Source organism: Fluviicola taffensis DSM 16823 (assembly GCF_000194605.1).
Taxonomy (GTDB): domain Bacteria; phylum Bacteroidota; class Bacteroidia; order Flavobacteriales_D; family Crocinitomicaceae; genus Fluviicola; species Fluviicola taffensis.
In genome coordinates this window covers 502899-516507 of the sequence record NC_015321.1, presented here as the reverse complement: position 1 = coordinate 516507, position 13609 = coordinate 502899, and the positions used below count along the sequence as shown (strand labels likewise).

Below are 13609 nucleotides of genomic sequence, written 5' to 3'. Positions count from 1 at the left end.
TGCACGACCAAACAAGACCTACTATAGTCTTGAGAATATTATTCTAAAACGATTAGCTCAATTTTGGCGGTTGCCAAATAGCGGAATGAAATTCGGAGAAAAAGGTTTGGTAAGGCGGTACAGGTGTTCTTTCGGCAAAATAGGCGATGTCTTCCGTAACGGCTTCAAAGGTTGCTTTTTTTTCTACCACAAATGTTAGCGAAACCATTGCATGATCGTGATTCGTAGGGCATTCGTCTTGCTCGTGGTGTTTGGAATCTTCGTGATGCCCAACTCCGAAATGTTCACCAACAAAATCGATAAAACTCAACTTATGGTGTGCTTCGTTGTGGTGATTGTAATGGGAAATGAATTTGGGAATAAACGAAAAGGCATGGGCAGTTTCCCCTGGCAAAGTAATTACCAGAATCAGAAAGAGTACAAATGTCTTTTTCAATTGATTCATTGGGGATAAATGTAATGAAAAATCGAATCGATTGGGCATTAATATTTGCGAATGAGGGGATTGTGGAACGCATGAAACATTTATGTTTTTTTGAATAAAGCTAGATGATCTAACAATCTTCTGTTTTTTCCAGGGTTTTTAATTGTTTCAAATAATTTCATTTCCTTCGGTACAGGTTTAAAGAATTCAAGATGATTTAATTTGAGACTCTTTATCAAAGGTGAATTGATTTTTTTCGGAAATTCAATCGTAAATAATCCCAATGATTTCACGAAATAAATCAACCAAATAAGATCATATTCGTTATCAGCATCCTTTTTGAGTTTATCATTCAGAATATTTTCTAAAACCGACCGTATTTTGGATATTACCCTCTTTTTATCTTTATTTTTTTCGATTATTTTTTCAATAATCCCTAAAATTTGAGGAAACGATTTGTTTCTCCTTTCTTTTAATAGTAGTAAAAGACTTATTGCCTTTAGCAAATCCTTTTCTTTGAAATCAAATTTCAATTCATAATTACTAGTAACAAGTTCACTCAGAAAGCGATCTACAACCCCAGTTCCTTCAAATTGTTTATCTACGGATAATGTTCCTCGTAGTGAACTTTCAAACCGCTTATAACCAACTTTTTTTCTATACCTCAACGAAAATGGTTGATATATTGCTGTCCATTCCCTAAAAAGACCTTCTGGTAACTCGTCAATCTTAGACTTACTTTCATTTAACATTAGATTGAACTTTGCCATTTGTCTTTGCAAAGTTTTAATGATGAAGTTTGCATCTTCTTTTGATTGGCATAAAAACCTATAATCGTCTTTAAATCGAACGCCTAAAAAATCAATATTTTGGGCAGTTATTAATTTAGATGTCTCGGTATCGACAGAACTTAATATTATTTCGGAAAGTAAATCTGAAATTGCAGGTCCAATTGCGATTCCGTTTGTGCATCCATCATTTGCATATTGAATCAATTTATCCAATTTCAATCCTAAATACTTGGAATAATTAGCTCTGTTTCCTTTTGTGCGAATTAGCTCTTTTGTATGTATCGCCCATGCAATGCTATGAGTATAAATTGATGGATAAAAATTCTTTATATCAGTCTTTAAAATAAACTTGTAATTATATGCCTCTGCAACCAGATCATTTTCAGCCATTTCCAAAAACTCATATATCATTCTGCCAGATCTTAACTGACTAAGACCTCCCTCACTCCTTTTGGAAATAGGTATTGGGAAACTATATGGATAAATCTTATTCTGTGGTTTAAATAATGATTTAGTTATCAAATCCCATTCATCCATTAGATACCAAACAAGATCGTGATAAATTTTAGGCTCAATTATTCCAAAAGTTCGATCGGTTAATTGTGTTTTGGGAAACGAAACGTTTATTAAGTCAGACTTTTCGGGTTCAAACTTTGATTGAACACCACTAATATCAACCTCGCAATATGGTCTTGCTTGTAATTCAAATTTCTTAACTTGAAAACAAGGTGGCACAACATATTGTTCAGGATAGTATCCCTGTTCAAGAAGCCATTTTGCTATTGTTGATTTCGGAACACTCTTCAGCAGTTTCTTTGTGTCTGCATTATGCTTTTCTGGTAAACTCATCAGCCTAACTAATCCTTAAATTAAATAAAGAGTCTATAATCATAAGTTTTTCCTTCGTATCTCGAAAGAAGTTTTCCAATTCTAGCAATCTGATTTGAGGAATCGATTGTAGAAGGTAACTTAGAATACAAATCCAACGAATTCCAATTCATTTTAGTAAGCCCCAAAATTTCAGTTGCAATAACATCAATATTTGAATCCCCATAATGCTTAGTTATTTTAATCGGTGCTGGAATACTTCTTCCACCCAAGTAAAACTTATAATTCGGTTGTCTAACTGAAGGAACAATTCCGTGCGTCCATAAAAGAGCGGTGTATTTGTTTGTTACAATACACGTACCTCTAGAAATTGGAAATCTATCAACTTGCAAAGCATTTTGATAAACACTCATAGCCACAAATCTGGCGTCGGTTTCATAGTTGATTTCGACCAAATCTATTTTCTTTATTCCTGCCTTATTTAAACTGGCTTTAATGCCATTAATTTCATCATCTGTAAATCTTGTTCTCTTGTGTATTACGACACGTTCGGGTAGCTTGTCAAGTGATTGATAAAACAGTTCCCGAATTGATACACCAAATTGAAATGCGTCTTTATAAGAAAGGAAAGGATTATTTCTATTGTCCAAAAAATAATCATCAATTTTTGAAAGTCGGTATTTCAAACCTTGCCCATTGGAATCATAAATATGACTGCAGCCAATTACAGTTTCCGTTCTATCTTGAATTTTCGTAACACTATAACCAATACCAGCATATGCTGTATTTTTTTCTTGATTATTTAAAATCCAAGGCGTTCTCAATGATTTGACATAAAAAGACAAAGACAGCCACCAATAAATTTGACATTTCAGGGTATCAGCCAAAGTATCTTCTCTTATCAATTGAGTCGATATTCCTCTAGATGCTGAAAACGCTTTTATATAATCATGTAAATCAAAACTCTCTCCTTGATTCAGATAACCTTCAAATAATTGCCATTCATTAGGAATAAATACAACTACAGTACTTTGGTTTTGCGTACTTGCAATCTGATCAATTTTAGTTGTGATTAACCTTGCCAGTTTAATCGCATTTTCGTGATTTTCTCCATTATTATCAGCAACAAAATCAATATCATACCATTTTTCGCTACTGTCAAAATGAGGTATATTAAGAGGCAGGTTAAATACTGATTGAAATCCTGGATATTCGATTAAATAATCTGGGTTAACATTTTCAGTGGCGTGTTTCACCTGAAGTTTTGATAGAAATTCGTAAAGATCGTTTGCATATGATTTACCACAAATTACAGTCAGATTTATCTCATTAGAGTGAATTATTCCATTCAGATTAACATCAAATGGTCTATTGTTTACCAGACCTCTCATTGGATGATAATCTTTGAACTCAACGTTAGTCGAAATATTTCTAAAAATCAGTTGAGGCTCTAAAAACTGAACACCTTTAAATTGTGTCCTTTTTGGATCATAATTACGGGGACTAAAACTACGAAAGTTGGGATCAAGTACGTTAATTTCTCCAAAGGCAGTATTGGCAGAGATTTTAAATTCAAAACCGGACCCTGAAGAAATTGGATATTCAAATTTGATCTGGGAATTGTTGAACAACTTTTGATTCCAAAACTCCAAAATCTCGTCGTATTTATCATTAAATAATTTTTCTAACTTGCTTTTAGATATCCTTTGTTTTTGGATTTTGGATATTTCTTCGGGCGATATAAGTTGAACAGTCGGGGTAAACGATAAATATGCAAACCCTTTATTTTTATCAAAATAAAGAGAGAGATGAATCGCCTTATGAACGCTAATATCTCCAACTAACTGTTCAGCATTCGTTAACCAAAGTCTATCTTTTAAATTGGATTCAACACCTTCTATCCCAATAAAGAACTTTAAGACAGCTTGAAGCATTAAAGACTTGAAAGCTGAAACATTGTCTACATCACTGGTTGAAATAGCCTCTCTTTTTATATCGGACTTTAATCTATTTTTAAAAACATTTCCTATATCGGTGAGTGTCCCTAAAGCAAACACTTTACCTTTAAACGGGACAGCACAAATGTTGGTTTCTCTGGAAATAGTTTTAAGTAATTGCCAAGGCTTATCTTCTTTAAAATCCAATTCAAATTGAAATATCTCCTTAGGAAATACAATGGGGTGTAAATTGCTCTTTATGAACTTATCTGGTTTGGAGAAATTTAAACTAAAATCCGTTTTAAAGTATTCCTCGTCGGCTGAATTTTCAAGTGCTAGCTGAATATTTTTTGTGATTTCAGGGTTATCTTCAAAAGCAGATTTTGATAAATGAATTAGAGTTTTGTCAAAACCGTCTGTCGAAATGTAATAGGCATCCCTGCCTTGACTCCTAATTTTCAGAATTAGCTCTGATACTTCATTCGGAATCGTCTCACCATAACCACACCAATAAAGCCTTCCTGCACCTCTAGTGGAAAACGCCTCGCTTATAGCATCCATAAGTGATTTATCCCTACCACTATAACCAATCACAATCATGTTCTTATCTACATGATATGTACCAAGTTGTTGTTTAAATGTATCATTTTGATTATCTAATTCCTTTTCCGTATTCTTAAGCGTACTGAATTTATAATCCCCATGTAAGGCAATGGTTAAAAGTTCTTTTGTACTTTGATTTCGAAATATCCTGTCCGAATTATCAAGTGTGATTTCTATGGGAGTTAGTTTATTTTGATGAGCGGCACGAACAGTTAAGCCATCAAAATTGGTGGTCCATACTGCTTTAACAATTGATCTTTCTGCAAGAAGACAAAGAAGTTTATAACCAATATATGGCTCCTTATTTTCAATTAGACTTAAGAAGTACTTACGCCGATCCTCAGGTATTGGATATGCCTTTTCAGCATAAAAGCAGTATTCCTCGGTTGAATCAAGAACTGGATATTCCCCTTGATTATCTAACCATTTCTGAATGCTTTTTCTAACAGCCTCATCTTTATGATTTTTATAAAATTCAGCAGCATTTATGTTTTTAGACAAATAAATGTCTTTTTTCCATTCCCAAATACAATCATATGCAGTTTGTATACCAGAACTTATGGAGGTTCCAGCTCCAAGTAAAAAGGAGTGAGGAACATCAATATTTCTTTTGAAGGATCTTAAAAATGCATCATAGTCCAAGTATAAATCTTCTGTCATTTGAGTGCTTGAATTAGTAGTTAAATTAATGTGAATATAGATTTCTAACGAATCAATAAAATATCAGATTTCCGAGTTAGTCGAAGGAAGGAAGCTATTAATATTAGCTGAACAGGTAATTAGAATGGTTGGTAATAGTGGAATGAAGTAGTAGTGAATTTTATTCATAAGCAGGTCATCGATAGATTCTCATTTCGTCGGATTTAATAGTTCCCGAATATCGACATCGAGCAATTCTGAAATAGTATAGAGATGCTCTATGCTAGGTTGTCTTCGATTGGTGCACCAAGAGCTAACTGTTCTAACATCTTTTCCCAATTGTTCGGCTAACCAAACTTGAGTTTTCTTTTTATTAACCAGTACTTCTTTTATACGATTATAGTCTTTCATTACTTCGAATATAATGAAAGATAACATGATAGATGCAGACAAACACACTCGCCTCACGTCCATAAATAGACGTTAAAAAGACAATAAAAGAAATATTATTTCCATATATTAATAAATTATGTACATTTATAGATGTAATTTGAGTATTAAAAAATATTGAGCATGCAGAAAAAAACTCCAAAAAAGGTAATCATTCAATTGATAAAAGACGATTTAAGACACCAACATACCGTTTTAGGTTTAAACCTGTTGGGGTTCGATCACGATAATGGAATGCTAGATATTTCTCGTTCCGTTTTCTCACTCATGGAATTGAATTTGAATGATAGGCGTTTGGACCATTTAACAGACGAGTATTGCGACCGTGCCTACCATGTTACCGAAATTGCTTTCAATGACAATGAATCCTTTGAACGGTTGGCAACCGAGATTTACAACTGGCTGGCTTTGGAGCGCAAGAAATACATGAAACTGTTGCGTAAATCGTGAATGTTCGGAATTACCGTTCACTTCATTTTTTTCTACTTGCCCCACCTGTGTCGGGGCAACTGCATTTTTTATCTGCCAAAACCCGAATTTTGAGTAATAAAATTCTATTTGCCCCACGAAAGGCGGTGCATCTAACTTTTTTTGTCCGTCTAAATCGAGAAAACTGCCTAAAAAAAGCTACTTGCCCCACTTGGGGTGGTGCATCTAATTTTTTATTGCGTTTTAAAAAGTCTCATTTGAATAAAATCATAACTGCCCACCAAAAGGTGGGCAACTAATTTTTTATTATCCCTTTGAACCAAAAAACCGTCTAAAAAATGCTAACTGCCCACTTAAAGGTGGGCAACTAACTTTTTATTATGGGTTGAATCGAAATTTCGACCGAATAAAATCGTAACTGCCCACTAAATGGTGGGCAACTAATTTTTTATTGGTTTGGCATCTTCGTTAATTCTTCCAGTTCGTTCATCTTTTTCCGATTCGACGGCACAAGAACTAGTTGGGTCAGTTGAGGTTATTCGAGTTGAATCCGACTAGAATCCGATCTAATTCGAAAACGAGATTGATTCGTCGATTGAAAACAAAAACTAGTCTAGTCGGAACGTTAAATTGGTCAAGTCGGAAAGAAAGATTCGTCGAAATTAATCCTAGTCGGATTCAACTCGAATTTAACTCGGTTGTAAAATACAATTTTATTCGTCTATCGAAAAGTAGAACTAAGCGGGTCGGAAAGTAGAACTAGGCAAGTCGAAAAGTAAGATTCGTCGAAATTAATCCTAGTCGGATTCAACTCGAATTTAACTCGGTTATAGAATACAGTTTTATTCGTCTATCGAAAATTAAAACTAAGCGGGTCGGAAAGTAGAATTAAGCAAGTCGAAAACAATTTGCACTAAATATGTGAATCAAGTCCAGACGTCATTCACTAATCAACCTAATAGAACCTCCTAAATCAATTAAGCTTCTAATTACTAGTTTAAACCTATTCTTTTTTTTGAGATGGTTAATCATCAAAATGCTGGAAATCCACCTTAAAAATTAACTGCCCACTTTTTCATTTCCCAAATCCCCCAACAAATCTGCAATTCGCACTTTTCTGCCCCACGTTTCATCATTTTTCTGGGCAGTTATCAACTGAACAAAAACGAAACATCTGCGTTAGTAGTGGAAAGATCAGTCCATTCACAAAGATCAATGTAGTATCAGGATTAAACCAAAAGAAAAAGTAACACCACCACCCTAAATCAAGAACGCTGAAACACTTATCAATAAAGGATTTCAGCGTTTTTATAATTTTTTCACACGCTTGGGGTGGGTCGGAGTTCGAAAACTTCACTTTCATTGTAATGAAAACAGCAGTAAAACTGTATTTAAAACGCTCAAATGCTAGTAAATACAACGTATGTAGTGCAAATCCATTTTGGGATCGTACAATTTCTAAAAAGGGGATTAACGCTAAAAGTTATTCTCATGGAATCATTTTCTAAACATCGCATTGAACTTGCGAAAGAGAAGCTACGGGAAAAACTTTCGTTTCAATACGTTTCGAATCTTCCCGCATACAAAAACATAACTAAAGCACAGTATGAAAAGTTGATTGCAAATATTGAAGCAATTAGCTTGGCTCTACTGGAAACAATTACAAATTCTAATAACTTGAATCATGGATAATTTAAGTGTATTTAAACACTTCGCACCAAAAGAAACCGATAACTCTCAGCTTGCAAAAACAGCGGTAATTTATACCCGTGTTTCCCATTCATCACAGGAGGATAACACTAGTTTGGAATCACAACGTAAACGATGCGAGGAATATGCAACTACAAATGGATATAGCGTAGTTGAATATTTTGGTGGAACGCATGAATCCGCAAAAACGGACGACCGAAAAGAGTTCAACCGAATGCTCACATTTGTGAAACGAAACAAAAGAGTGAATTACATACTTGTGTATAGCTACGAACGCTTTTCCCGAACGGGAGCGGACGGAATGAAGATTGCACAGGATTTACAGAAGCAATACAAAGTAACTACGCTTTCTGTTTCACAGGGAATTGACCCTAGTACCATCACAGGAGAGTTTCAACGAAACATTATGCTTCTATTCGGTCATTTGGATAACCAAATGAGAAAGGATAAAACAGTAAGTGGAATGCGCGAACTCGTTGAAAAGGGTTACACACCCTACTCCATTCCAAAAGGGTACGTGAACTTGAACAAAGGTTCAAAAGCGGTTGACCAAAAAATTGTACTTAACGAAGAAGGGAAATTACTTCGTAAAGCATTCATTTGGAAAGCAGATAAACAAATGCGCAATTGTGAAATTATACAACGCTTAAATGCTCTAGGATTGAAACTGGACGACCGAAGATTGTGCGAAATTTTCGCGAACCCATACTATTGCGGAATTATTGTTTCAAAACTAACTCCAAACAAAGCTATTGAGGGGAAACACGAACCAATGATTTCACGGGAAATCTTCTTAAAGGTTAACAATATCGTTGCGGACAACAGAACACACCCCGTTTCACATAAAGCAGAGGACGAAAATTTGCCCCTGAAACGCTTTTCTCATTGTTCTGAATGCAATGCACCAATGACAGGTTATATCGTCCGTAAAAAGAATCTTTGGTATTACAAATGCAGAACAAAGGGTTGTAACACCAACAAGAGTGCAAAACAACTTCACGAAAGCTTTAAAACGCTTATTTCAGAGTTCGAAGTAAATCCCCAACAAACCGAATTAATCCAACTTGGTATCGCATCAATGTATTGCGTATTTTTTGAAGAAATAAACGAAAATCAAAAGTTGTACAATTCGAAGATTTCGGAACTGAAAAATAAGATTGAATCCGCAGAAGAGAAGTTGGTAACGGGTGTAATAGACAGACCAATGTTCGACAAATTCAAAGCTAAATTCAATGATGAAATGAACAAAGTAGAAGATTTACTTGCTCAAATCAAGCGCGGGAGTTCTAACCTCGAAAAGTGCTTGAAATTGGTGGTCAAATACTGTCAGAAACCCTTATTATGGTGGGAAAACGCTTCGATAGGTGATAGAATGATTTTTCAAAATATTGTATTCCCTGACGGAATCATCTATGACCGAAAAAAGGATAGAATTCTAACCCCTAGAGTAAATTCATATTTTAAACCAATCCCGCAATTGGAGGGCGTTATAAAGGGAAAGAAAAACGGGGATAGTATCAATTTTGATGCTATCCCCGATCGTGTGACCCAATCAGGATTCGAAATATTTCATTTAGTTTCATTGTATTTCTTTTAAATGCACAGATATACTTTGTTTTTCAGTTATTTATGTTGTTGTTTGTATATTGTTAAAAGAATATAAATGAACAAAATGTTTACCCTTTTGTTTACCCTATATTTTGTGTTTATACTAATTTAGTATCATAATAAACCAAAAACATGTCGTCAGTATCAATAATACTAAGAAAGGATAAGGTAAATAAAAAAGGAGAATATCCAATTCACTTTAGAATAATAAAATACCGAAAAGTAAACTACATTTCCTCAGGATTTTCAACTCTTGAATCAAATTGGGATGAGAAAAATAAACGCATAAAAGCTAGAGGTAGTGATAGCAAGGAAACTGCCTCACGAATCAATGCTCAAATATCAAAACGATTTTCTGAAATTCAACAAGAAGTCATAAGTCTTGAAACTTCGAACAGAAATGTCAGTATAAAAACAATCAAAGACAAGGTGATTGGTAAGAAATCAATGGATTTTTTTGAATTCGCAAACTCTGTCACCGAATCTTATCTTACTGATTCTAAAATTGGCACTTACTCCAAAACAAAAGGAATCATTGAAAAATTGAAAAAATACGACTCATCACTATCATTTATTGACATAACCCCTAAATTTCTCACAGCTTATGAAGCTTATTTAAGAACAAAATTGAATAATTCAACGAACACTATACATACAAACCTAAAGTTTATTCGAACAGTTTTCAATAAAGCATTTCAACAAGATATTATCGAATTATCTTCCAGTCCATTTTTGAAATTTAAAATGAAAACTGAAAAGGTACAACGAGATTATCTGACAGAAGATGAACTAAAAATATTCGCTGAAGTTGATACTCAGGGAAATCTAAAATTAGAACTACATCAAGATATGTTTGTTTTTGCAGCTTATTCAGGTGGACTTCGCATATCAGATATTTTACAATTACAATGGATTCATTTTGATGATTCACATATTAACTTTACCATAAAAAAGACTGGTAGTCAAATTTCAATTAAAATCCCAAACATTGCATTGAATATTATTGAGAAATATAATTTAACACAATCAGAGAAAACGAGCTATATTTTTCCAATGCTTCCAGAAGATACCTATTTAAGAGACGCCATTGGACAAGATAAAGCAATAAGCTCAGCGACAGCGGTGATTAATAAAAATCTAAAAACACTGGCGAAACTGGCGAAAATTGAAAAGAATATCAGTTTTCATATTTCTCGTCACACCTGGGCAACGCGAGCACTCCGAAAAGGAATGTCGATTGATAAGGTTTCTAAATTAATGGGACATTCAGCAATTAAAGAAACTCAGATTTACGCAAAAATTGTGAATTCAGAATTGGATAAAGCAATGGATATATTTAACGATTAATACGAATTGAAATGAACCACGCTGCATTTAACAACTATGTTGATTTTGTTCACTATTATTTGGTCAAAAAGAATGAAATGACTCCTGAGCAACTTAACAAAATACTCAAATCATTTATTTCAAAAATTGTCTATCCAGAAGGAGATTTCAATGTTTTCATCGCTTCGTGCAATTTTGAAGACGAAGAAATAGAATCTGAAGATATTTTTCAAGTACAAAAGAAAATGAAAGACAATCATCTGCATTATGATTACCAAAAGCTCAACAGTTACAAGGAGATCACATCAATTGTAGATCTTGAAAGCGATCATGTTTTCAAGAAATTATATATGTCTAATTCAAAGATCGATTCATTAGACTCTGAAACCTTACGTATGGAGATTTCAAATAGAATCCGATTAACAATTAGTTTGATTCATTGGTCTTTTATTTTCATTCCCAATCAGGTAAACCAAGTTCGATTTGGTATTTTAAACCACTTTGAGAAAGATAACTCTATTAAATTCTCAAATAACGATGAAAATGAAGAGTTTGAATTAGCAGACTTCAGATCAAAAAAGTTAAAACTAGTACAAAAGAGTTTCAATTTGAAAGCCAAATACAAAAGCAAACAAACTAAAATAAAAGAGACTATAATAGAACTTGATAAGCAATTAACTATTCTTTGTGAAGATTTTGTGATTGGTGATTTTATCGAAATCCTCTTTTCAGATGATTTCACTTCATTTAAAGATATTCGGTTTAGCATTAATAACAGTCAAGTAAGTTGCTTATTTGATATCCTTGGAGATTATTTTAATGGTGCGATTCTATCAACTATGGAAGATTCTAATAAATTCTTAAGTAAGTCAAGCGGCATATCATTAAAAAGCAAAAATATCCATTCAGCAAAAAACAAAAGTAATTTCAACGTAAAGGAACAAGAAGTATTCAAAAATTTTAAAAAATCATTACAAGAAATAGGGTGATTTTTCTCATCCTTAAGTCACCTTCTCACCCTTTTCAAATTTATAGATTCCAAAATTTGCAGTATAAAAAAAAGAATATGCAAGTAATTACAATGGAATCAGAAACCTTCAAATATTTAATTGAATTAATTGAAGGGCTAAAAACATCAATTGATGATAAGGATAATAAAACAGCTAATTGCGAGTGGCTAGACAACCAAGACGTTTGTCAAATGCTAAAAGTAACTCCTCGGACTTTGCAAAATTATCGTGATCAAGGAAAGATTGGCTTCACTTCAATCAACTCAAAAATATTCTATCGCAAAGACGATATTGAAAAATTCTTAATGGATAATTACAAAGCTCCATTTAAAAAAAAGTGGCTGAAGTAATTAAAATACCTGTTCAACAATGTGTTTATGTTGCAAAAAACAATTTGGAAAAGCCTTTTCAATTGTATTTACTTCTTAAATTTTTCTATCCAACTGGTAAATCAAAGTTAGTACGGATTGAAAAACAGGCTCTTTTAAATCAATTGCCTTATAAAGATTTACGCTCTCTCAATGCGAACATTGAACGCTTAAAAGAAATTGGTTGGTTGAAACAAAATAGTGTCACTGGGTATTATCAGATTTTGTCCATTCATAAGTTAAGAGAACAAAATGATTGGGCTTCAAGGGCAGGTATTGAAGCTGATTTTAAAGGTGTTTTCTCAATTCCACCAATACTAGGATTTGCAATTTACACTTACTTGTATATTGATTTTTGGAGGAAGGTAAAAAGGGATAAAAGCGTGCGATTAAAAGGGCGTACCTATCATTTTATCCCTTCTTCCTCTAAAAGTTTTACGGAATTTGCCCCAATAGCAACAACAGGTGTGAAAGCTCTTTTTGGTATATCGACTAAAAAGGCATCTTTCTTGAAACATGAAGCATCTAGTGGTGGATTTATCTCAGTGAAGAAAGACTATGAGGATTTGCCTTATTCCTATTCTATGATCAAAAGACTAGTTCGATCTGAATCAATAGTTCCAAATGTTAGAAAAATAAAGGGAAAATACCAACTTCAATTGATTGACCAGATTTTACCTCATAAGCACTTAATTCGTTTAAAGAAAATGCCTAAAATCTGATAAATTATTGAATCTTACACTTCTGGATTTGATTCAAAATAGCCTCCACATTTGGAGGTTTTTTTATTATAAGCTTTGTATTTACTTGACTTGTTTATAACATATCCAATCTGCATTAGAATGATTGCTTAAATGACATAGATATATGACAACTACCCTATACATTCTAGATCCTGGGTTAGTCGCTGCAGCTCCATTAACATTTTGATTTAATAAACTAATGGCTTCAACACCAAATCCAAATCATGTTTGATTAGCTCGGTATAATAAGCAATTCCACAATTAATTTCCATTACTTATATAATCATAGAAGACTACTATTTCACTTTTTTTTAGTATTTTATTAAGAAAATTGGCGATTTTTCAAAAAAAATAAATTTTTTGCATTTTTGATTTTATAGTTTTCCATTTCTTCTATTTTCATTCAATTCATCCTTCAAATGAAGGATAAATCAACAAAAAAAGAAAAGATAAAAAAAGGGGGTAGAGGGGGAGTTAGGATTTAATAGGTTAGTTATGAATAGTTAAAATCGGAGAAGGTAGGATTTGAAGGGACAGTCAAAGAAGGAGCAAGTTATCATGCTTTTTAAGAAAAAATGTTTATTAATCAGAGAAGGAGAAAAAAAAAGAAAATTATAGAATGTTTATTATATCTAGTAATTTGGTGAGTGTTCGATAAACTGTGGAAATACTTGAATAGATTAATTTTTTCATTAATAAGATAACGTATTATCAATCCTGACAATATCTAAACCCTTTTAGTT

Annotated in this window: 12 protein-coding genes; 8 read left to right on the top strand and 4 right to left on the bottom strand. The window is 33.2% G+C overall.

What is annotated here, in order from left to right; all coding sequences use genetic code 11:
* Nucleotides 1–52: 52 nt before the first annotated feature.
* The 4 genes from FLUTA_RS02280 to FLUTA_RS02265 all read right to left on the bottom strand — a co-directional run bounded on the left by FLUTA_RS02280 (nt 53) and on the right by FLUTA_RS02265 (nt 5633).
* Nucleotides 53–445: a hypothetical protein gene (locus tag FLUTA_RS02280; protein ID WP_043023595.1), complete on the bottom strand. Its 393-nt coding sequence runs from the start codon at nt 443–445 to the stop codon at nt 53–55.
* Between the two features lie 80 nt (nt 446–525).
* Nucleotides 526–2064, bottom strand: coding sequence for an RNA-directed DNA polymerase (locus tag FLUTA_RS02275; protein ID WP_013685230.1), 1539 nt, complete (start codon nt 2062–2064; stop codon nt 526–528).
* 20 nt (nt 2065–2084) lie between these two features.
* Nucleotides 2085–5243 carry an SIR2 family protein gene (locus FLUTA_RS02270; protein WP_013685229.1) on the bottom strand — a complete coding sequence of 1053 codons (3159 nt, stop codon included), beginning with the start codon at nt 5241–5243 and terminating at the stop codon, nt 2085–2087.
* A gap of 189 nt (nt 5244–5432) precedes the next feature.
* Nucleotides 5433–5633, bottom strand: coding sequence for a helix-turn-helix transcriptional regulator (locus FLUTA_RS02265; protein ID WP_043024031.1), 201 nt, complete (start codon nt 5631–5633; stop codon nt 5433–5435).
* 162 nt (nt 5634–5795) lie between these two features.
* On the opposite strand from FLUTA_RS02265, the gene FLUTA_RS02260 reads away from it, so the two are divergent.
* The 8 genes from FLUTA_RS02260 (at nt 5796) to FLUTA_RS02225 (ending at nt 12845) form a co-directional block, all read left to right on the top strand.
* Nucleotides 5796–6122 (top strand): hypothetical protein, encoded by a 327-nt coding sequence (locus FLUTA_RS02260; protein WP_013685227.1) that lies wholly within the window; start codon nt 5796–5798, stop codon nt 6120–6122.
* 1346 nt (nt 6123–7468) lie between these two features.
* Nucleotides 7469–7609 carry a hypothetical protein gene (locus FLUTA_RS21505; RefSeq protein WP_169312048.1) on the top strand — a complete coding sequence of 47 codons (141 nt, stop codon included), beginning with the start codon at nt 7469–7471 and terminating at the stop codon, nt 7607–7609.
* Nucleotides 7593–7793, top strand: coding sequence for a hypothetical protein (locus FLUTA_RS02250; protein ID WP_043023593.1), 201 nt, complete (start codon nt 7593–7595; stop codon nt 7791–7793). The genes FLUTA_RS21505 and FLUTA_RS02250 overlap by 17 nt, the downstream gene beginning before the upstream one ends.
* On the top strand, nt 7786–9408 hold the full coding sequence (locus tag FLUTA_RS02245) for a recombinase family protein (protein ID WP_013685225.1): 1623 nt from the start codon (nt 7786–7788) through the stop codon (nt 9406–9408). Before FLUTA_RS02250 ends, FLUTA_RS02245 begins: the two co-directional genes overlap by 8 nt.
* Nucleotides 9409–9551: 143 nt before the next feature.
* Nucleotides 9552–10766: a site-specific integrase gene (locus FLUTA_RS02240; protein WP_013685224.1), complete on the top strand. Its 1215-nt coding sequence runs from the start codon at nt 9552–9554 to the stop codon at nt 10764–10766.
* A gap of 11 nt (nt 10767–10777) precedes the next feature.
* A complete protein-coding gene (locus FLUTA_RS02235) occupies nt 10778–11734 on the top strand; it encodes a hypothetical protein (RefSeq protein WP_013685223.1) in 957 nt (318 codons plus the stop codon).
* A gap of 77 nt (nt 11735–11811) precedes the next feature.
* A complete protein-coding gene (locus tag FLUTA_RS02230; protein ID WP_013685222.1) occupies nt 11812–12105 on the top strand; it encodes a helix-turn-helix domain-containing protein in 294 nt (97 codons plus the stop codon).
* Nucleotides 12093–12845 carry a hypothetical protein gene (locus tag FLUTA_RS02225; protein WP_013685221.1) on the top strand — a complete coding sequence of 251 codons (753 nt, stop codon included), beginning with the start codon at nt 12093–12095 and terminating at the stop codon, nt 12843–12845. Before FLUTA_RS02230 ends, FLUTA_RS02225 begins: the two co-directional genes overlap by 13 nt.
* Nucleotides 12846–13609 lie beyond the last annotated feature (764 nt).

Coding starts and splice junctions, on each gene's coding strand:
- FLUTA_RS21505 (WP_169312048.1), top strand. CDS start 7,469: ATGAAAACAGCAGTAAAACTGTATTTAAAACGCTCAAATGCTAGTAAA.
- FLUTA_RS02235 (WP_013685223.1), top strand. CDS start 10,778: ATGAACCACGCTGCATTTAACAACTATGTTGATTTTGTTCACTATTAT.
- FLUTA_RS02270 (WP_013685229.1), bottom strand. CDS start 5,243: ATGACAGAAGATTTATACTTGGACTATGATGCATTTTTAAGATCCTTC.
- FLUTA_RS02265 (WP_043024031.1), bottom strand. CDS start 5,633: ATGAAAGACTATAATCGTATAAAAGAAGTACTGGTTAATAAAAAGAAA.
- FLUTA_RS02275 (WP_013685230.1), bottom strand. CDS start 2,064: ATGAGTTTACCAGAAAAGCATAATGCAGACACAAAGAAACTGCTGAAG.
- FLUTA_RS02260 (WP_013685227.1), top strand. CDS start 5,796: ATGCAGAAAAAAACTCCAAAAAAGGTAATCATTCAATTGATAAAAGAC.
- FLUTA_RS02245 (WP_013685225.1), top strand. CDS start 7,786: ATGGATAATTTAAGTGTATTTAAACACTTCGCACCAAAAGAAACCGAT.
- FLUTA_RS02240 (WP_013685224.1), top strand. CDS start 9,552: ATGTCGTCAGTATCAATAATACTAAGAAAGGATAAGGTAAATAAAAAA.
- FLUTA_RS02230 (WP_013685222.1), top strand. CDS start 11,812: ATGCAAGTAATTACAATGGAATCAGAAACCTTCAAATATTTAATTGAA.
- FLUTA_RS02280 (WP_043023595.1), bottom strand. CDS start 445: ATGAATCAATTGAAAAAGACATTTGTACTCTTTCTGATTCTGGTAATT.
- FLUTA_RS02250 (WP_043023593.1), top strand. CDS start 7,593: ATGGAATCATTTTCTAAACATCGCATTGAACTTGCGAAAGAGAAGCTA.